This is a genomic window from Chitinophaga sp. LS1 (genome assembly GCF_034274695.1).
Classification (GTDB): domain Bacteria; phylum Bacteroidota; class Bacteroidia; order Chitinophagales; family Chitinophagaceae; genus Chitinophaga.
This window is the reverse complement of sequence record NZ_CP128362.1, coordinates 7,192,714-7,212,918: the sequence shown is the minus strand read 5'-3', so window position 1 is coordinate 7,212,918 and position 20,205 is coordinate 7,192,714. Positions and strand designations below refer to the sequence as shown.

Annotated in this window: 22 protein-coding genes; 16 read left to right on the top strand and 6 right to left on the bottom strand. The window is 40.8% G+C overall.

Translation table 11 applies throughout. The annotated features are described in order from the left end of the window. Nucleotides 1–44: 44 nt before the first annotated feature. A complete protein-coding gene (locus tag QQL36_RS29485) occupies nt 45–671 on the top strand; it encodes a hypothetical protein (RefSeq protein WP_321567732.1) in 627 nt (208 codons plus the stop codon). 210 nt (nt 672–881) lie between these two features. Here QQL36_RS29485 and QQL36_RS29480 read toward each other — a convergent pair whose 3' ends face one another. Further along, complete coding sequence (locus QQL36_RS29480; RefSeq protein WP_321567731.1) at nt 882–2,249, bottom strand: site-specific integrase; 1,368 nt, start codon at nt 2,247–2,249, stop codon at nt 882–884. A gap of 333 nt (nt 2,250–2,582) precedes the next feature. Here QQL36_RS29480 and QQL36_RS29475 point away from each other — a divergent pair, with 333 nt between their 5' ends. The 4 genes from QQL36_RS29475 (at nt 2,583) to QQL36_RS29460 (ending at nt 7,849) form a co-directional block, all read left to right on the top strand. Next, nucleotides 2,583–3,248 (top strand): outer membrane beta-barrel protein, encoded by a 666-nt coding sequence (locus QQL36_RS29475; RefSeq protein WP_321570566.1) that lies wholly within the window; start codon nt 2,583–2,585, stop codon nt 3,246–3,248. Between the two features lie 365 nt (nt 3,249–3,613). Next, nucleotides 3,614–3,991, top strand: a complete 378-nt coding sequence (locus QQL36_RS29470) for a BlaI/MecI/CopY family transcriptional regulator (RefSeq protein ID WP_321567730.1) — start codon at nt 3,614–3,616, stop codon at nt 3,989–3,991. Between the two features lie 21 nt (nt 3,992–4,012). Next, entirely contained in the window at nt 4,013–5,275 is a 1,263-nt protein-coding gene (locus QQL36_RS29465; protein ID WP_321567729.1) for a M56 family metallopeptidase, read from the top strand. Nucleotides 5,276–5,392: 117 nt separating this feature from the next. Beyond that, nucleotides 5,393–7,849 carry a TonB-dependent receptor gene (locus QQL36_RS29460; RefSeq protein WP_321567728.1) on the top strand — a complete coding sequence of 819 codons (2,457 nt, stop codon included), beginning with the start codon at nt 5,393–5,395 and terminating at the stop codon, nt 7,847–7,849. Between the two features lie 212 nt (nt 7,850–8,061). Here the strand turns inward: QQL36_RS29460 and QQL36_RS29455 are convergent, their stop codons facing one another. Both QQL36_RS29455 and QQL36_RS29450 read right to left on the bottom strand, forming a co-directional pair. Then, complete coding sequence (locus QQL36_RS29455; protein WP_321567727.1) at nt 8,062–8,613, bottom strand: hypothetical protein; 552 nt, start codon at nt 8,611–8,613, stop codon at nt 8,062–8,064. A 38-nt stretch (nt 8,614–8,651) separates the two neighbouring features. After that, a complete protein-coding gene (locus QQL36_RS29450; protein WP_321567726.1) occupies nt 8,652–8,843 on the bottom strand; it encodes a hypothetical protein in 192 nt (63 codons plus the stop codon). 228 nt (nt 8,844–9,071) lie between these two features. On the opposite strand from QQL36_RS29450, the gene QQL36_RS29445 reads away from it, so the two are divergent. The 5 genes from QQL36_RS29445 (at nt 9,072) to QQL36_RS29425 (ending at nt 12,130) form a co-directional block, all read left to right on the top strand. After that, nucleotides 9,072–9,608: a hypothetical protein gene (locus tag QQL36_RS29445; RefSeq protein WP_321567725.1), complete on the top strand. Its 537-nt coding sequence runs from the start codon at nt 9,072–9,074 to the stop codon at nt 9,606–9,608. Between the two features lie 196 nt (nt 9,609–9,804). Then, nucleotides 9,805–10,140 (top strand): helix-turn-helix domain-containing protein, encoded by a 336-nt coding sequence (locus QQL36_RS29440; RefSeq protein WP_321567724.1) that lies wholly within the window; start codon nt 9,805–9,807, stop codon nt 10,138–10,140. Between the two features lie 644 nt (nt 10,141–10,784). Continuing rightward, the gene (gene mobC / locus QQL36_RS29435) at nt 10,785–11,003 is read left to right on the top strand and encodes a plasmid mobilization relaxosome protein MobC (protein ID WP_321567723.1); all 219 of its coding nucleotides are present in this window, start codon (nt 10,785–10,787) and stop codon (nt 11,001–11,003) included. Beyond that, nucleotides 10,993–11,766 (top strand): relaxase/mobilization nuclease domain-containing protein, encoded by a 774-nt coding sequence (locus tag QQL36_RS29430; RefSeq protein WP_321567722.1) that lies wholly within the window; start codon nt 10,993–10,995, stop codon nt 11,764–11,766. Before mobC ends, QQL36_RS29430 begins: the two co-directional genes overlap by 11 nt. 37 nt (nt 11,767–11,803) lie before the next feature. Further along, a complete protein-coding gene (locus tag QQL36_RS29425) occupies nt 11,804–12,130 on the top strand; it encodes a hypothetical protein (protein WP_321567721.1) in 327 nt (108 codons plus the stop codon). 429 nt (nt 12,131–12,559) lie between these two features. Here the strand turns inward: QQL36_RS29425 and QQL36_RS29420 are convergent, their stop codons facing one another. Together QQL36_RS29420 and QQL36_RS29415 are read right to left on the bottom strand one after the other, a co-directional pair. Continuing rightward, nucleotides 12,560–14,530: an ATP-binding protein gene (locus QQL36_RS29420; protein ID WP_321567720.1), complete on the bottom strand. Its 1,971-nt coding sequence runs from the start codon at nt 14,528–14,530 to the stop codon at nt 12,560–12,562. A gap of 115 nt (nt 14,531–14,645) precedes the next feature. Further along, nucleotides 14,646–15,053, bottom strand: a complete 408-nt coding sequence (locus QQL36_RS29415; protein WP_321567719.1) for a helix-turn-helix transcriptional regulator — start codon at nt 15,051–15,053, stop codon at nt 14,646–14,648. A 298-nt stretch (nt 15,054–15,351) separates the two neighbouring features. Between QQL36_RS29415 and QQL36_RS29410 the strand changes: the two genes are divergently transcribed. Genes QQL36_RS29410 through QQL36_RS29385 form a run of 6 tightly spaced genes read left to right on the top strand, consistent with a single transcriptional unit; the run spans nt 15,352 to nt 19,106 of the window. Then, complete coding sequence (locus QQL36_RS29410) at nt 15,352–15,702, top strand: hypothetical protein (protein WP_321567718.1); 351 nt, start codon at nt 15,352–15,354, stop codon at nt 15,700–15,702. An 11-nt stretch (nt 15,703–15,713) separates the two neighbouring features. Then, complete coding sequence (locus QQL36_RS29405; protein ID WP_321567717.1) at nt 15,714–16,220, top strand: hypothetical protein; 507 nt, start codon at nt 15,714–15,716, stop codon at nt 16,218–16,220. A 31-nt stretch (nt 16,221–16,251) separates the two neighbouring features. Beyond that, nucleotides 16,252–16,578 carry an IS66 family insertion sequence element accessory protein TnpA gene (tnpA, locus tag QQL36_RS29400; protein ID WP_072362417.1) on the top strand — a complete coding sequence of 109 codons (327 nt, stop codon included), beginning with the start codon at nt 16,252–16,254 and terminating at the stop codon, nt 16,576–16,578. Between the two features lie 3 nt (nt 16,579–16,581). Further along, nucleotides 16,582–16,950 (top strand): IS66 family insertion sequence element accessory protein TnpB, encoded by a 369-nt coding sequence (tnpB, locus tag QQL36_RS29395; protein ID WP_083730638.1) that lies wholly within the window; start codon nt 16,582–16,584, stop codon nt 16,948–16,950. A gap of 46 nt (nt 16,951–16,996) precedes the next feature. Beyond that, the gene (tnpC, locus tag QQL36_RS29390) at nt 16,997–18,760 is read left to right on the top strand and encodes an IS66 family transposase (RefSeq protein WP_083730637.1); all 1,764 of its coding nucleotides are present in this window, start codon (nt 16,997–16,999) and stop codon (nt 18,758–18,760) included. Nucleotides 18,761–18,818: 58 nt separating this feature from the next. Next, nucleotides 18,819–19,106 (top strand): hypothetical protein, encoded by a 288-nt coding sequence (locus tag QQL36_RS29385; protein WP_321567716.1) that lies wholly within the window; start codon nt 18,819–18,821, stop codon nt 19,104–19,106. 121 nt (nt 19,107–19,227) lie between these two features. Here QQL36_RS29385 and QQL36_RS29380 read toward each other — a convergent pair whose 3' ends face one another. Then, on the bottom strand, nt 19,228–20,010 hold the full coding sequence (locus QQL36_RS29380) for a transposase (protein WP_255373922.1): 783 nt from the start codon (nt 20,008–20,010) through the stop codon (nt 19,228–19,230). Nucleotides 20,011–20,205: the final 195 nt, after the last annotated feature.

Here is a 20,205-nt window from a genome sequence, read left to right as displayed (position 1 = left end):
TTTACAGATTGCATAACATGAATTTTAAACATAATTTATAACAAATGGACAAAAAAACACAACGGCTACTTCACTTGATAAAAGAAGCCCAGCAAACATATGGGGCTGAAAACTTGGTCATCGCCTTACCGGGATATGCGGCAAAGAAATTTATTGCATATTGTTCTATACAAGAGGATCTGCAATTGCTAATAGAATACACGACTCTATTAAAAACCAAACCAGAGGGTACAGTTGCATCCGCCTTAACTTATTCTTTGATTGCTTTATATGGAAAATGCTTTACAGACGCATCGAAACATAGCTACCCCAAATTAGAACCGAATGATTTGTTCGAGAATAATAAATTAAAAGATGTCCATGAGTATCTGATGGATTTACGCCACCAATTTATTGCCCATAGAGGTGAGACTGAGGCGGAAATTGGTATTTCATTTATGTTGATACCTAAAAACAAAGAGTTGTCAGACAAAACAGAGTTGCGTTTCAGTCGGCTTAAAATGATTAACTTCTCGAAGGAGGAAATAAGTAAAATTGAAGAGTTGTTAAATTATCTATTGCAAGAGGTGCATGCCAAAATAGAAAAGGCTGCGCAAAAACTTCATGATCATTTATTAACAGAATTTACTCCTGAGCAATTGAATTTAATGAGAATGGATAATATGAAATGAAATTGCTGTTTTTGGTTAGTAATTATTGTTAGTTATTTTGGATCACCTAATCAGAGAAGGAATAGAGCAAGCATTGTATGTGATTCAACAGGAAGGGAGCGATTGAATTTCAATCGCTCCCTTCCTGTTGTTATTAACGCTGCCTTCCGGCCATTATTTGAAACCGTCGCATTAAGTAGCACCGCGGCAGTGCCTCCCCCTTATTGAGGGCTAATCCGCACCTTGCAGGCCAGGAGCAGATATGCCAATATCCCCTCTTTTCTCCCATATTTCACGGATTTTCCGGCTTGCTTCTTCCGGGGTAATCCTGATGTACTTGTAGAAGTCGCGGAGGCTTTTATGGCCGCTAATCTTCATAATCAACTCTACGGGTGTTCCCGCTAAAAACTCATTGGTGCAGAAGGAGCGGCGGCATGTATGGGAAGTAACCCACGCATATTTGGGTTTTATTTCTATGATATCCTTATTGCCCTTTTTATGGGAGAATTTAACAACTTCGCTGATACCCGCCAACTTTACGACATCCTTGATGTACAGGTTAAATTTGGGATTGCTTACAATAGGGATTTCCCGGTTAAAGCGCCTGATTAATATTTCTTCGGCTGCATCCCTTAGTGGGATAACTACCCAATGATCTGATTTTACCTGTTTCTTGTAAAGGCATTGTTTTCGTATATCTTCTGGACGAATGGAGGAAAAGTCGGAGAAGCGCAGCCCGGTAAGGCAGCCTAGTACGAAGAGATCACGGTATTTAACCAGGTGCGGAAAGTCGGTTAAATCCATTTGATATATCCGGGCAATTTCTGCCCATGTCAGATATACTGCGTCTGCTTCTTCGTCTAATATTTTAAAATCGGTCAAGTCAATAGGAGCAATGATTTTGCGCCGCATCCTATCTCGCAGGAATATACGCAACTGTTTGATTGTTTTTCCTATCGTAGAGGTTTTTATCCCTTTTATCTTTACTCTTACCCCGTTTATTTCTTCCGACCTACGGCGCTGTATATATTCGTAGGTAAGGTAATTAACAAGACTTTCATATAAATTGTAATCAAAACAATCAAATGTGATAGGCGTTTTCCTGTATTCCTGAAAGGCTGTAAGGTGGTCTTTCATGTTCTTGTAAACATTCAGCATTCCATGGGAAACCTTGTCTTTCTTGCTTTTGATGTGGTCATCAATCTGGAAAAGCAGATCAAGGTTGGTTTTCGGGTTAAGAGCTGCGGCTTGTTGGGCCTTCAGTTCTAGTGTTACCACATCAAAATCCGGGTGAAAGGTTTTCTTTACGAATGCAGGGACATCCTGTATTTTCTTTTTCACCGCATGGGAGATAATATCGTTTGCCTTTCGCAACATGTCAGCCAGTCGTTGGTTTATTTCGGCGGTAAGGCCGAAAACTTCGGGGAGATCGGGAGCAATACGCAGATATTTGCGGTTCCAGTATTTGGGTGGAATAGCTATTTCTGTATTTAGGAGTGTCTTTTTATCCCCTGTTCCACAGTATTGGATAAAAATAATACAAGTGCCATCTTTGCGCACCTTGTTTTTTGGGCAGATTAGTTTGATTGGTAACAACATATTTAGTCGAGTTTTTAGTCGAGTTCAATGATGTTAACCTCAATAAAGGTACTACAGAAAAAATCTAATCGGTGTTATAGAATGTTTAAAATCAAGTCTTTAGAATTAAGTTAAGTAAAGATCGATAAACTTGATTTTGCTAAACTAAATCCCAACGGGATCACAGCAAGAAAGTTAAAGCCGCTTAAAATCTTTTGATTTAAGCGGCTTTTCTGTTTATACCAAACGATGTTGCTCCAATCCATTCTAATCTGAATGGTAAAATACATGGTTACATTGAAACAATCGATCAAGTCGAAAACCAGGGAGATCTTGTTTTAAGCATTTCCATTCCTGCAGCCATCTTTCACAGATAAACTGGATTTTACCTACAGTTTGAAAGACAAGTTCAGGACGAATATTTTCCTGAATATCATCACGAACGGTTTTGGTGTGGTGTTTAAAAGCGACGAAGCGACCCATGCTCAGATCATCACCCGGGAAAATTATTACAAAGAACATTTTTACGGGATAGGAGAGATCTATACAGAAGATATCACGTCGTGGTGGCAAAGCAGGAATACCGTGTTTGCCCTGGGGTCCAATAGCCGGTTTGATGGCAGGATCGACGCGACACCTCAAAACGGATGGCAGATATACACTGCCACCAACAATACCTTTTCTATAGGAGATAATACGAAACTGCAACTGGATTATTCCTATAGTTCGCCCTTTAAGAAGGGACTTTATGAGATCGGCTACCGTTCAAAACTGGATTTATCTATCGGACAGTCATTCATGGATAAAAAGCTGAATCTGACGCTGTTGATGAATGATATCTTTAACTCGGCATTTCTCAGGGATTATACATCCATAGTAAATGGTGTAAAACAAGTGTATAATGAGAATGTAAGCAGCCGGTTCTTCAGGATTTCCCTGTCTTATAACTTTGGTAATGACAAAATCAGGGTTAGCAAAAGAGCATTTGGTAACGAGGAAGAAAAAGACAGAACAAAATAGCAAATGGACATGAAGCAACCACAGATATTTTTACTGCATTATGCAGGAGGACACGCGCATTCGTATGATTTTTTCGGGAAGAGTATCAGGAATGCAGTATCACATGCATTGGAACTACCTGGCAGGGGCCAAACGGTTCCAGGAAGAATTTCTGCCGAACAGGGCCATGGCTGCAGAAGATTACGTAGCGCAAATCAGGCAAAAAAGAAATGGAGGTATTAGATATATAATCATCCCCTAAATTTGGACTGAAATAAAGTAAGTTGTTAAAAATGAGCTGGATATTGTTTTTTTTCATAAAAACAATATCTAGAGTATTGTTCGTACGAAACTTTTCCTACCTTTAGTTGGAGAAAATAAAAACTATGAATATTCATCCTACGAATGCTGAAATGGAAATATTGCAGGTTTTGTGGAAGTACGGTCCATCCACTGTTCGCTTTGTAAACGATAAGCTGAATGAGGAAAAGAGAACTGTGCAGTATTCTGCTACCTTAAAGCTGATGCAGATTATGGCAGAGAAAAAGATGGTAGACAGAGATGAGACCAATATGAAGCATATTTACTCAGCTGCGATAGCAGAAGATACCACCAAAAAGGATCTGTTAGGTAGGTTTGTGGAGAATGTTTTCAATGGCTCTGCCAGCACATTAATGATGCAATTGCTGGCCAACAAAAAAACATCCAGAAAGGAACTGGAAGAAATCCGGAATCTGATTGACAAGCTGGAGGAAGAAGAATAATTACCTCATAACTATTATTGTATGCACTACCTCTTTATACAACGTTTATTTGCAGATGATGTAATACAAGCGCTTTGCTGGACGTTCATCCATTCTTTGTGGCAGGGGTTGATCTTTGCAATCATCGCTGGTGTATTGCTGGCTATTACAAGAAAGGCGGATGCCAGGCTGCGCTATAATTTAATGGTGGGTATCTTGTTTTTATTCCTGTTGGTGACCCTTTTTACCTTCGGTGAACAATTAAATAATACGATTGTAGCTACTTTACAGGCGCCTATATCAGAGCAAACTTTTATCAGGCAGTTTGTGACGTATTGCAATCTGCACGCACCTGTAATTGTAGGCATATGGTTTATCATTTTTAGTGCCAAATGTGTAAATATATTGGGTGGTTTAGTGCGTATTCAGCGTATCAGAAATTATAATACCCAATCTCCGGCAAAAGAGTGGCAGGAGCAGGTAGCAGGGCTGGCAAGGAAATTACATATTCATAAAACGATATTACTATTGGAGTCAGCATTGGTGAAAGTGCCCATGGTAATAGGTGCTTTAAAGCCGGTAATTATTATGCCGGTGGGGCTGCTGGCTAATTTACCCGCCGATCAGGCAGCTGCTATTTTACTGCACGAACTGGCCCATATCAGGCGGAAAGATTACCTGGTAAACCTGTTGCAAAGTTTCGTAGAGATCCTGTTCTTTTTTAATCCGGCTGTGTTATGGTTATCATCGCTGATAAAACAGGAAAGAGAACACTGTTGTGATGACCTGGCAGTAGTGGGTATAAAAAGTAAAAAGAAATATGTGCAGGCATTGGTGGCTTTTCAGGAATACAACCTTGACATTACCAAAGGGAGTCCTGTAGTGGCATTCACCGGTGAAAAGAATCATTTACTGAACAGGGTCAAACGAATAGTACATAAAGAGAATACGGGCATGCGGCCAATGGATAGAATTGTGCTGGTATTATCCCTTTTTATACTGGTATTAATTGGTTTTGCCCCAATCCGGAAAATTCACGCGCAATCGACAACAAATACAAATCTTTCCCAAACCATGGATGATGATCAATTAAATCCTGAAAAACGGAACCATGAGCTGTTGTTAAGAGATGAAGCCCTCAAAATTCGCGATAAAGATTTAGCAGACAGAGATGAAAAACTGTTGAGCCAACCGATATCGGAAGAGGACCGGAACAGAATTCTGCAGGACCAGGAAATGAGAGCCGCTGATTTGCAGCGACGTATGCAGGAACCACATCATACGTCTGGAGAGAACGCAAAATAGTAACCCAGGCTACCTTCCAACAAACCATCATTTTAAAAATATACTACGCAAACTGACTTTTGAGCTTAGCTCAAATGAGGGATTGTTTTGTGTCTGTCAAACTATAAATGGATATACATGAAAGCACTGTATCTGCTCATAACGATAAGCTTGTTTTGTAACAAAGTTCTGGCACAGAATCCCATTGACAACAAGATCAGTGGCCTTGTCCATGATGATAAAAACAGTCCCATACCCGGGGCGTCGCTGATGGTGATAGGTGCAAAAGATTCAGCCTTACAGAAAACTGGTATTAGTGATGCGGATGGTCAGTTTGAGTTGAAAAATCTGAAAGCCGGACAATATCTTTTAATTATAACAGCCGTAGGTTACAACAAATTTACAAGTGATCCTATCTCTATTGATTCCCTGCACAGCAGTATTTCTTTGCAGACCATTCAGCTGCTGCAAAGTGATGCGAATGTATTAAAAGGCATATCTGTGACCGCCAGAAAACCATATATGGAGCAGCAGATAGACCGGCTGGTTCTCAATGTAGATGCATTGATAACTAATGCCGGTACTACTGCGCTGGATGTGTTATCAAAATCGCCCGGCGTGAGTGTAAGTAGTGATGGGAGTATTTCATTGAACGGTAAATCAGGTATACTGGTATTACTGGATGGCAGACCTACTTATTTATCCAGCCAGGACCTGGCGAATTACCTGAAAGCGATGCCCAGTGCATCTCTGGATAAAATTGAACTCATGACAAATCCGCCAGCCAAATACGATGCTGCTGGTACGGGTGTGATCAATATCAGCACTAAAAAGAACAGGATAAAAGGTTTTTTTGGAAGTATTTCAGCTAATTATAGCCAGGCAAACTATTGGCGAAGCAATGATGCGCTGGATTTGAATTATCGCAATAATAAGGTGAATCTGTTTGCAAACATTGGATATGCTGGTGACAGGAATTTTGTAAATACAGATGTTGCCCGCTACTATGTAAATTCGGATGGCACCCCCAGTTCAGAGATACAGATGGCTGTGCGTAATAAAAACGTTGCTGATGCGGTCAATCTTAAATTGGGTATGGACTATTTCCTTTCTCCCAAAACTACTATGGGCGTTATATTTACAGGATTGTACCGGCCTAAATCAGAAGAAGTAAACACAACGAGCAGGGTGTACGATGGCAATCATACATTAGATTCTATTGCACAGGGTACATTGAATGGAAAATATAAATGGAAGAATGGTGGGGTAAACCTCAACCTGCAGCACAGGATTGACAGCACCGGAAAAGAGATCACTGCGGACCTGGACTATATCCGGTATAATTCTGATGGTAATCAGGTGACCAATAATTATGTGTATGCAGCTGACCAGACGCTGGCAAGAAATTATGATCGTATCGGCGTGCTCCCGGTTGATATTACTGTATACTCCGGGAAGGTAGACTATTCGAGTCCTGTGGGAACAGGAGGGCGGTTCGATGCTGGTGTAAAGTCCAGTTATGTGAAAACTGATAACGCAGCTGAATATTATAACCGGGTCAATAATGTGACTACACCAGATTATGATTATACCAACCGTTTTTTGTACGATGAAAATATTAATGCAGGATATCTCAACTTTAATAAAGAATTTAAAAGGTGGTCTTTTCAGGCCGGACTTCGGCTGGAGAATACTATTGCCAATGGGCATCAGCTTGGAAATGTTGAAAAGAGTGATTCTTCGTTCAGAAGGGATTATACCAGCCTGTTCCCAACTGCTTACCTGTCATACAAGCTGGATAGCGCGGGTAACCACACGCTGGGATTAAGTTATGGCCGCAGGATTAACAGACCGGCCTATCAGGATCTGAATCCTTTTCTCTATTTTATGGACCAGTATTCTTATTCAGCCGGTAATCCTTATCTAAAGCCTCAATACCTCAATCATTATGAATTCTCCTATCATTTCCGGCAGTATATAAATGCGATGCTTGTGTATGATAAGTCAAAGGATATGATTACACAGACCATAGAACAGTCAGGTAACGTGTTTATTGCCCGTAATGCAAATATTGGGGAGAATACGGTATATGGTTTGCTGCTCAACTCTTCCCTGAATCCTACCAAATGGTACATGTGTAATGCGCATCTTGAATTCCTGAATTTTGGATATAAAGGACCTATCAATTCCGAATATATAGATGAGAACAGGTTTTCGTGGGGTATTGGGTTAATGAACCAGTTTCGGTTCAATAAGGGATGGGCGGCAGAAGTGTATGCGATGTACCGGTCTTCCACCAGGGTAGGCCAGTTTGTCAGGGACCCGGTGAACCGGGTGGATGCCGGTGTAATGAAAAACATCCTGAAGGACAAGGGGTCACTTAAACTGAGTGTGCAGGATATTTTCTACTCCATGATCATTAAAGGGAAAATTACGAATCTCCAACAGGCCACGGCGACTGATCGCAATCTTTCTGACAGCCGTGTCATTGGCCTGACTTTCAATTATAGATTTGGCAAGGAAATTAGTGGATCCAAACGAAACCATAATAGTAGTGCTGAATCAGAACAACAAAGAGTAAAAACAAACAATTAGTCTTTCTTTTTTAATGTATGGGGCCTGGGTGCAAGTCCCGCTGGGATCACAGACAACTTATAAAACCTGCGCTGGTCGCAGGTTTTGCTTTTTTAGTCGAGCGTTTAGTTGAGTTCCTTTTGTATAACCCCGATTTCTTTCCCGTACTTTATACAGGTTAATCAGCTTTTACTAAGATACAAATTATTTTCCGCTCCTTTGAAGCTCTATTATCAGTTTTCGTTGGGGAAATAGCCCGTATTTAAAAAGTATACGTTAATTTCACCTGTTGGGAAAAAGGAGCAGAGTAGTTCGTTTTGATCGTCTAGTTTTGTAAGCGTGGTAAAGTATTTTTCGCCCTCGATCTGCCTATGAGGAGATTGAAAAAAGCACTTAATAACGATTCCTATAATATCAGTTGGGTGGCTAAGATTATGTGATGATGGATAGGTACCTAAATGATATCCATCACATCTGAAATGTTTGAAAAGGTGCAATAGTCCCCCTGTAAAATCAAAGCCGCCACGATGAGTTTTGTTTGGCTGAATTAAGCGGAATAGATCAAGTCTTAGAACCTGTTCGTTGACAGAGCCATCTGATGCTAACTCAAATACGTATGCAAACTGTTCAGTGCAGTAAAACTGTTTTATGCAATCTTTTTCTTTGCAGCCAGAGGGTTCAATATTATCAATTGCTTGCAAAACCGCATGTGCATCATATGTTCCAAAGCTGGTAGGATACTTTTGGGCGGCCTCCAAGAGAACTTCCGTGATAACAGCTTTCATTACCCTTCCAGTCACAACAACGTATTCTTTACCATCGATCACAGCTTTAAGATAGTGGCTCTTTGAAAACCCATTTTACTATACTGTTTATAGGCCATTACACGGTAAACCTCACCAGTTTCTGGCTTTGAAACATACTTCATTCCCGCCAGAGCGTGGGCTTTTACAAAAAAATGTTGTTTAACTAGCTCATATTCTTCATCCGTAATGTCTTTAATTTCAATAGTCATGTCTATTATTTTTTCCAAAGATATAGTATTTAAAATTTCACTTTGTAGCACAACCGCTACGTTACGTGGGGAGTAAAGAAAAAGTTGAAAGCATGTTGGTTGTTTCGTAAATTTATAGTATATAAACTATGGATATGAGAAGTTTGAACATGAAGCAGTTGAAATCCTTTTTCACCTTTGACCTACCTGTAAAATACAGCTACATTTATTCCCGTTTCCGTAAAACTCATGAAGGGGCAGCGTGATATTTATGCGAGTTGGCCAGCCGAGGCGACGCGCCGACAGTTGATTAATGAGTATTGGAGTAATGCGCTTGGACATTATTTGTTTTTGGTTGTTGTCGCCACTGTTGCTGTCTGGTTTTACAATGGTCAATTGAACAGTATTTATATGCTTGTCAGCGTGACGCTGGGAATAACTGTATATCTGCCGTTGTATTTCATTCTTTATCGACCCATCTTTACTGGCGATTTCCTGCCAAAGTTGGAAACGGTAATAGCAGCATATGAAGGCCGGGAACGTGCATGGCTGGAAAAGTGTAAACGAGACCAGTTAACCAACCGCGCTTTGGTGTTTTTTTTATACGCATTTGATAACGCCAGCAATGCTAACTACCTAGCCGCTACCGATAAATGCGCAGATCTGTTACACAAAATTTTCGGATCAAGCCCTGATGGAATCAAAAAAGCACTTGAGTTGGTCTATAAGAGTGATAAGCGGGCCAAATTAGAATCGCCATCGTGTAGAAGTGAGCAAAAGTTTTGACGAAGCCTATGCCATCTTGGAAGAAATGCAGTTTGACGAAGGCATCCGATGGCTAAAGCACCTAGAGCAAAAATTCCCACGACCCTAATATCACTCAGATCATACGGTCAAAACCTCCCTTTTTCCGCCAAACAAGTATACTTAGCCTGTTTTCTTTTCCCTGAGCAACCATATTTGCCGTATAAATCGGTATAATATGGAAAAGAGAGAAAGAAATGTGCAGACAGCGCCAATGCTATTCCCGATTGAGCCGGAACAGTTTTGGCAAATGCTGCGTGTGTTGGTGCGGGAAGAAGGCAGCCAACTGGAAAGGCAGCCGGTACATACCCCGGCATATGATACCCCCGGCCTCACCTATAAGCCCCTCTACAAAATCGGTGAGGTTTGTCAGCTATTTCAGGTTACTAAGCCTACCATTTACGATTGGATAAAACACGGCAAATTAAAGCCGTACAAAATCCGGTCGAGGGTTTATTTTCTTTGGAACGACATTCAGCAATTATTACAGCTCGGAGAACAGCCGAACGAATGACAGGCAGCGGTGCTACCTGTCGCGGAGATGGGACGGGCTGCCACGCAGGCCCCGCCCCTTGAAGATCGAACGGGCTGCCTTTGGCATCCCGTCCGGGGAGATCGTACAGGCGGCCTTGCCACCTGTACGCTGAGATCGGGCGAGGCTGCTCCACACAGGCCCCACCCGCGAAGATTGAACGGGCCGCCTTCGGCATCCCATTCGCGGATTCGGAACGGGCTTCGCTCCGTTAGCGAGCGGTGTTTTTGCTGCGCAAAAACCGCTCGCCCCCTCGCTCCCGTTGGTCGCAAGGGGGATAATGCAGCGGAGATTGTAGCGGATTGGTGACGGGCAGCTACGCTACCCGTCTGCGCAGAAAGTACAGGTGGCGTTGCCACCTGTACGGGAAGATCGGGCAGGGCAGCAAAGCTGCCAGCCCTCAAAGATTTAAACGTAGCAGATATGCAACAGACGCAGGAAAAGAGGAAAGGTAAAGGCGGCAGGCCGCCTAAAGCCGTAAGGAAAGAGATACGTACAGGCGTAAGATTTACCAAAGCCGAGTATTTTATTGTGAAAGAAAAGGCCATTAAAGTGGGTTTGCGTTATACTGGATATATCTGCTTATTCCGCGCAAAGTTTACCAGCATTCTGCTTTACTCCGGAATATGCAATTTATCCGTCAGATGGCATTGTTTGGCGGCGTTACAACCCGTTTAAACGACGAAGAACGGGCATACATCAAACAGTTAATAGGGATGGCAAATAATATCAATCAGGTATCGAAACAAGCCCACAAGGAAGGCATGTTGAATGCTATGCTACTTTTTGAAAGTTACCGTGGACAGATTGACAACCTACTAAACTGGTTAAAACGTGATAAGTAAAGTAATTATCGGTAAATCCTTTTATGGCCGCTGCCGTTACGTTTGCCCAGATGAACAGCAGGCGGAAATACTGGAAGCAGAAGGGGTAAGAGATTACAGCTATAGGCATATGGGGAATGATTTTGAAATGAACAGGCAACAGTTACCGGATAAGCGAAAGGCCGTTTTTCATGGCATCCTTAGCTTTTATCCTGGAGAGCAGTTAACCAATGAAGCATTGGCGCAGATAGGACGGGAGTACCTCGAAAAGCTAGGCGTAACTAATACCCAATATGTGATAACAAAGCATACAGACACCGATCATTTACACCTACATATCATTGCAAATTTGGTTAACAACCCGGGAAAGGCAATCCGTGATAACTGGATAGGACTACGTGGGAAGAAGACCGCGCAGCAGCTTACACAAAAGTATCAGCTTATTCCCGCTATCGACAAGAAAATAGGCCTTACCAATCTGCAAGCCCTAAACCAAGAAGAGGCGGCCCGTTATGAAATCTTTCAAGCTATCGAAGTAGTATTGCTCCGTTGTAAAACCTTGCCAGCATTGGAAAGGGAGCTAATGAAGAAAGGAATAGACGTACAGTACAAGCATAAGGGGGATACACAACAATTGCAGGGGATTAGTTTTAAAAAAGGTTTGTATGCCTTTAAAGGTAGCAGCATTGACCGGAAGTATTCTATAGCTGGCTTGCAAAAGGCAATGCAGCAGCAGATTACACAGGATCAAAAGCCGTCAAATAGGCGCGGTATGCGCTTGTAACAGTAAACCTATTTAAGAATGAATTAAATTATGTATTATGAATGAGTTGTTATTGCAGACAATTGTAGACAAGTTAAATAAAGTTGATGAAGGTGTCCGGCAAATAAATAGTGCAGGGTCGGAAATTCCGGACTACACAGAACAGTTAAAGAATATCGGTACTTCTTTAGAGCAAATAAAAGCTTATATGGCGGAAATGCCGGGTCGTCTGAAATTCCCTACAACGGCGGTTTATACGCTATCGCAAAATCTTGAGATAAATAACGATCTGCTAAAACGTCCGCCTATACAGGAAATCAAGCATCATCATCATGTAAATGCAGGGATGATTGTTTTCGCTTGCTGTTCCTATTACTTGTCTTAGGGGGTGTGTGGTTATTCAATACGTGCTCTATATTACAGGTTTATAGGGCAGGAGATATAAAATACCGTTATATACAGCTACAGGCGAGGAAACAGCTACGCCCGTTCCTTTCTGAAATTGATAGCCTCTATCATGCACGCCCCCAAGCCTTCCGGGATAGCGTTGTACAATGGGAGGAACAAAGGCAGCGGATTGCATCTATGTTATTAGAAGCGCGGGGAAAGGAAGAAGAAGTAATCAGGCTAAGGAATAAGGCTGGAGAAATTCGGTAGGGTAAAAATTAGTGCAGGACAGGTCAACTTTTCGCCTGCGGCGGGCAACCCCACATTTGAACAATGATTTTTGCGGCAATGCCGCCTTCCTCAACGTTTGTAGAAAAATCATTGTTCAAATGAGGGGGTAGCAACATTTTTTACGACTATTTTTTATTTATATTAAATGGGCCGCATCCTGCGTTTCCATTTGCCGTAATAGACTATATCCTAGCCCAGTTTCACCACATTCGCTTTCTTTTTTAGAGAGAATTTCTGAAAGTAAATTTTTCAACGAAATAATAGGAATTGTCGAGGTGTCATTTTCATCATACCACATATAGGATATCCCATAGCCAATTCTATGATCTTTCCATTTTCCATACATAGGATCAATTCTACCTCTACTTACATTAAGGTTAGGCACATTCCAACACACAACTAAATCAATTTCACTTGGATTTTTAGTCTTTTCTTCGAAATCGAATAATAAGTCATCAAAATTATGTTTGAATTCTAGGACTTTACCTTTGCCATCAATCTTATAATCATCTGAACGTTTAGATATTATATCAGTAAGTTCCCTTGAGCCTGTAAAATCAGAAGTTATGTCAATAAGGGCATCATATCTGTTAAATCCGGAGATTGCAAGTAATTGATAACCTTTTAACAGGCTATTGGAAAGAATGGATGTAAATAGGGCTATTACCTCTTGTTCGGTGTCAGGGTCCACTTTGAATACCGGGTATAACGAAAATTTTTCATAAAAATCACTAACAAGAGATGTTTGCGATCTTGAGTCAACAGAATTTCTCCAGGCTTCAAGGTCAGAACTGGGATCCGGTCGTTCCTTTTTCTTCATGGCCCATCTATATTCTTTAAGTATTGCTATGATTCTCTGGCCAAGTTTATTAATTGCATTTGCAATTGATTCATCGGCTGATATCTTCCTTCCGGTGTCAAGCTCCAAATTCTCAAATGACAATATAACATGAGATTGGCGATCTAGTCCTTGGCTGCTGGTAAGGCTTAAATCGATAATTCTCCCTTGTGGTGTATTGTCACAGACAATCCTCATTCCATAACGTAATAAGTTTGATCTTCCGCCAAGGCGTTTATTAATTTCCTTGAAAACATCAACTGAATAACAAAGATAACCTTCCGCCCATTTTAGATACTGTCGTAATACCTCTTTCTCATTTTCTTCCAATGTTTGGGTCAGATCTATAATTTCTTCTGCGCCCCATCTGTAATAAACAGCTTGATTTTTCCGTATGTGTCTATATCTATGTTGTGGCTCTAGGTTATCTAAAGTGGATTTATCGACACCCACTTTGAATACTTTGTGAGGGTATGGATATCCTAAACTTCTTTCGTCAAGATCAAAGTTTCCATATTTCCAAGTTTGAAAATACTGGGAATCACCATGATCTAAGTGCAGATTAATCTTTAAATCCTTGAGTAAATCGTTTGGTTCGGAAATGCCTAATGCTGTCTTAATCGTCAGAAAGGAAGCCCAGTTTTGCAATTCCCTATCCGGTCCATCTCCAATTATTACTAGGTTGTTCAAGTTTTTGGGCTTCATTCCATCATGGAATTGGAAGTAAATAGCTGTTCCTCTTGAATCCGGGAGCAAATCCTTTAAGAAGTTGGGAACTTGTGCGTGATCCTCGATTGTTGGTTCGTTCTCTTCATCATTCTTTATCCAGTTATACGAATTTTTGATTGTATAAGCTGTTTTATTATCCTTGATATCTACAGTTTGAATGCTCGCCATTTGACTGGCTGCAAAAAAATATGATGCTCCGACTCCCTTGTATCCTATTGTTTTACCTCTTTTCTTTCCAAAGGAGTAACCTGGAACTGTCAAATTATGTGCAACATCCTTCGACATTCCAGTCCCGTTATCCTTTACAAAAAAATAATGATGGCCGGTGGCTCGGCGTCCTATAACAATGGTAAGTTCTGGAGGATGGGATGAGAACAATTTTTGGTCTGCAGCCATTTTTATTGCATCAACGGCATTCTGAACAATTTCAGTAAATATATCCGCTTCATCTGCATATGAGGTTAGTAAATTGTTTAATGCTCTTCTCGCGACTTCTTTTCTCTCCGATTCATTGATGGAGTCAATTCCAAAAGGTTTCATTTAACAGGGATTTTTGAATTAATGCTGGATCAGTTGATGGAGGTATCTAGCTAATTGGAGTCATAATAGCCAGACAAAAACCACCTAATTAGGTGGTTTTTCGATTTGAAGATTTTTATTTCTTTTGTTGATTACCCTGTAACAGATCGGTCTTTTCTCTTTCGCTCGTAAGCAAACGTTCATATAATTCTATAACCTTGTCTAAAGGGTTAAAGCTGCAATTATAATTAATGGCATTTAACGTTGAAGTGTCATTGCTATTAAATGTATTTGCTATGACATTAAAGGCTGCTTCTTCACTAAAGTTCTTAATTGCTTCTGGTGAAATCTTTAAAACTCTTGCAACCTGATCTAAAATTTCAGGTTCAATCTTTTCTTTTCCCTCAAGCAAGGAGATCTTTTTTTGCGTCCAATCATCGCCTAGATCAGCCGCCATAGCTTCTTGGGTTATGTTCAACATTTCCCGGAATCGCTTGATATTCCGGCCCTCATGGATGCTTTTGTTCATAGTAGTAACGCTCATGTAACGAATATAAGATTTTTTTACTGCTAAAATATGCCTTTATTCTGGATAATTTACCCGCTAAAGTACTTAATTATCCCCATAAAATACGCTAATAACGAATTGATTATGACTCTATTACATCTAATCTTGCATCCATGTTCAAATAACCTCCAAAATTTAAGGTATGAAAGAAATAGAAAAGATTCACCTAAGCCCGCCGTTTAATGAAGACGAGTGAATAAGGCTCGTTTTTCTACTTAGCGACACGCAAAACTGGCTGAATGAACTGGTGAACGCTGCTATGTTCAGCGTACCCATGAAGGACAGAAAAAAATTATTCCGCAAGTCTTATTATATCACAGTAGGGTCGCTGGTTCATATTATGGAAAGGCATCATTTTAAAATTCCCAGACACCCAAATGTCAGTAAATTTACTATCCCCGTAGTTGAAATCTTGGCCTTGCTCCGGGATGCCAATACAGAGCCGGTTGAACAGGTTACGGGGGCTACTTACCTTAAAAGGGTTATTGATACCGGAAAAACAATAGGCCACGACTTTAACCAGCTCCCAACCAGCCTTTTAACCGTCTTGACAGATAGCGGAGGGCGCATCCTTACAGCCTTTCCCGGTTGCATGAAGTCACAAACCAGTATTTCAAATTTATAAATCCGCCAGTTATGTATTTTACTACTCCCCGCGCATGGGATAACCTTCCTTTGCGCCTGACAACCGAGGAAATACGCGACCCTCACGAAGTAATACACGAATATTACTCCGCACATGATATGCCACGGGCGAGGCAAATTTTAGACAAGTGGTTATGTTCAACCAGTAAGGAGAAGCCGAGCAAGCTATCGGCATCCGGGCTGCAATTCTTTTATGAAAGAACGGAATCATTGATTGAAGCCGCCTATTTGATTGGACAATTGGACAATAGGGACAGAAAAGCAATCATCATGCAAAGCGATGATGAAGAAGAAATTGACTTGATGAACCCCCGCTTATTTTGTGCATGGATTAGGCAAAGCAAAGGGGAAGCTATTGCCTACCGTGAAGTATGGGACAATTTCCCTAGAAGCCTCGCCTATAAGGAGTTTTTAGACCCCTATCAGGTGTTAGGAAAATTCTTTTCCTTTCTCACATTGGTAAGTATTCGGTTCTCGGCGTTCCCGAATAGAAATTAAATATTGCGATCATTGCATCAAAATTTAAACGATGCGAAAGAAGCAAATTCAGAGATCTCTCCCTGGTTCTCCCTTAAAAGTAGACATGGCATTCCATGTTCGTCAGCAGCCTGATTCCGGCATGATTATTAGCGAATACTGCAGGGCTCATCAAATAAGTGAAGGCAGTTTTTATTACTGGTTAAAGAAAACAAACAATACTTCACCGGTTCCATCCTCACCACCAGCAATACTTCCCGTAAAAATTGTAGCATCATCAAATGAGCCTGTTAATTCAAACTTATTTGCTGAAGTGCGCGGTATTGCAATTTATCAACCTGTGCCGGCAGAATATTTACTCACCTTGCTAAATCATTAGTCAATGTTGTCATTAGCTGGTTATAATTTTTATATCTATACATCTGCAGCGGATATGCGGATGGGAATAAATGGTTTGTCAGGCATCGTACGTAATCAAATGGCACTTGATCCATTAGCTAAGGGCATCATCTATTTGTTTTTTAACGGGCGTCTCACCCAGGTGAAAATGTTGCAATTTGATGGAGATGGTCAGGCGCTTTATTACAAAAGACTAGCCAGAGGCACCTTTGGCAAACCTGTTTATGATCCTGGTTGCCAGGCGATGATGATTGAACGCAAAGATGTGATGCTCATCCTGGAAGGAATCGAGATTAAGTACAGAAAGCGTTACGAAAGAAAGTCAGGAAAATCAACAGATCAGCCAAACTAATAATGCTGTTTTTGCGTTAATATAGCCAATACCATGACACAAAGCAGTGCGCCCTGAATTACTCACTTCTATAACAGATGCATTAAAACAAATCTCCACGCTAACGGAGACCAATGGGGAGTTGTTGGAATCTCTGACCAGAGAGAGAATAACGTTTGGTAAGATTATATATGACCTGAATAACCAGCTGGAAGCAAAGAATGGAGCATGTGATAAATTAAACCGTTATCTGAATCAGGCACATGAGATTATGCTTGATAGAGAACATCAGGTCATTGAATTGCAAAGCAGGATCGAAGCATTGGAAAGTGAAAATGCGCTCTTAAAAGAGCAGGTTGCTCAGGGAGAAAAGAAGAGCTGGCAGTTACAGGAGTTATGTGAAATGCTACAGGGTAAAAAGAGTGAGAAATTTATACCTGAACGTGAAAAAGTAGATGCGGCCATACAACAAACCTTAGGACCTGATTTTGATCTGACCGAACTGGAAGAGATTATAAGAGTAGCCTCCACAAAAGGCGATATTCAACAAGTGGATGACCAGATCCGGAAAGGCAACCGCAAAAAGAAAAAACATCTCGCTCATAAAGGTAGAAGAGTACAACCATCTTGTATAGAAGTAGTGACAGAAACAATTGACGTCGAAGGAGACAAGACAGGCCTGATCCCTATGGGCAAAAAAGTGACGACCTATTACGAATACAAGCCGGGTAAAATTATTAAAGTACAACAGGAGCGGCTTCAATATCGTACAGAAGATAAAAAGTTTGTCTGCCAACCAGTAGCCCCTCGTCTGGTAGAAAAAGGAACAGTAGGAAACAGCCTGCTGGCACACTTACACAGCCGCCGGTTTGGATATGGGGATCCATATACACGTCAGTTACGGTATATAAAAAGCACTACTGGCATCAGCTTCGCAGCATCAACGGTAAATGGTTGGGAAGAGGTGGCCTTTAAGAAACTGCTAAGGCTGTTGAGATGTATGAAAAAAGTAATTGTGCAGGCCCGGTATCTGAAGGTCGATGAGACAAGATTAGATTACCTCAATGATATTGGAGAAGGCAAACCATCCAGGGGTTGGCTATGGGTATTTTTATCTGAAGAACAAAAATTAGTATTGTTTGAATTTAACCCATCCCGCGGACATAAGGTTCCACAGCAGATATTAAAAGATTTTAAGGGCACGCTTCAGGCGGATGGCCTGGGTAGCTATGTAGCAGCTTTTAAAGATAATGAGGAGGTGGACCTAATGACATGCCTGTCCCATATCCGCCGCGGTTTTAAGAAAGCAGAGAAATATGATAAAAAGCTAGCGGCAGAAGCATTGACATTGTTCAACATCATTTACAGGATAGAAGCCTTTGCCGAAAGAAAAAAGATGACCGATGACCAGCGATTGGCATTGCGTCAGAAATATAGCGTTCCTTTTCTCGATAAAATACATATCTGGTTGCTGGAACAACAGCAGATAGATCATCTGCCAGGTACACCAATAATTAAAGCAGTTAATTATGCCCTGGGGCAATGGCACAAACTAAAAGCATTTACGACCCTTGGATACGTCGATGCCGACAACAATGGCGTCGAGAGGGCCATCAGACCCGTTACTACCTTCCGCAATAATAGCCTGTTTGCCGGAAATGAACATGGAGCAGAGAGAGTAGCACTTTTTTACTCCCTGATCGAGTCTTGTAAACTTAACGACATCGATCCTTATATTTATCTTAAAGATATCTATGACCGCCTTCATGATTGCCCAGCTCATGAACTTATTAATCTGTTGCCTCCATATTGGAAGAAGAAAAATACATGATTACATCAATTAGCAGATTAGCCCCGAATTACAAAGAACTTCATTTATAGCCAATACCATGATTACAGCAGCAAAGATAAGGGCTGTAAAACATTATTCTGGAATGCCGAGGTCCGAATACTTACTCACATTGGGTGAATGGCGGGAGTTGCTCCGTGAGTTGTTTTCTATGGGCATATCACGTAGAACCTTCTTAGATGAAACGCTGGATTTTGATATGTTGGGAATAAAAAAGCATCTTGAAAAACTCATCGAAGCGGGCCACCTGATTGATGTTAGGGAATATCGTCAATCTTTTTACGATAAAGTAATTAATGAAACCAACCAGAAAAAGGATGAAGCATGAGGACTATAGTAGGTTACAGAAGAAAAGGAGCGTTTGGGATTCAAACGCTCTTTTTTTGAGCTTACATTGTTTGAAACTCAGCTAGGATCTTTCTTGTTATGGATATATATTATGAAGTTGTTTATACTTTTAATTTTCTACAAAAAAGGGTTATAAGAGCCAGCCATTGCAATGCCATCCATGTTTCAACAAGTTTTTCATATCTGACAAGCAATGCTTTAAAAGCATCCATCCAGGCATTGGCATGTTCAATTTTTGTTCGTCTTTTGTAAAGTTGATCATCAAAATATCGGTATTCATCACTTTGCTTCTTTTGATTTCGCAAGTTGGGTTTTACATTTAATTCAATCTCGTAGTCAATGCATACTTGTTTTAAATCTTCGCTGTCAAATCCAGGATCGGCATTTACAAATATTCCATTGCAATTGATATCGGATTGTTCCAGAACCCCGATCATTTCTTTAAACAGCTTCACTATATCGTATAAGTCATTATGCTCTCCACTTTGCGCCGTTGATACCGTCAGCATCTGACCTCTGTTGTCACATAAGAACAAACTATTACTGGTTTTTGAAGCTTTTCTGCCTTGATAACCTACCGCCTGGCCACCACGTTTGACAGGTGTATGGCTACCATCTAACTGAGCGCTTGACAGATCCAGCAGTTTCTTATTACAAGATAAAAGATTGATCCAAGCCCTCTTGAATGAACCGTCTTTACTCCATTTTAAAAAATACCTGTGAATATTTTGCCACGAGGTCGCCCCTTTATCAAAATATTCGCAAATACACAACTCTCGCCACTGGCAGCCTGTTTTCATTCGCTTTAAAATCAACAGAACCACTTTTACTAAATCTATCCTGGCCTTAAAGCCTCTTTTGCCTTTGCTTAAATGTGGTAAAATCCAATCTCGTACCTTATCTTCGTCTATGAGTCCCAGAATTATTCGTTTTTATTTGCCAAAACAAAAATCCTTAATTCCTGGGACTTCCTTTTTTATCCTTCAAAAAGTGTAAACAACTTCTATGAATAATTATTGTGTGAAATGTCCGAGAGTTAAAATTTTTTGAAAAAAAATCGTATAGTGTAAAATAAAAAA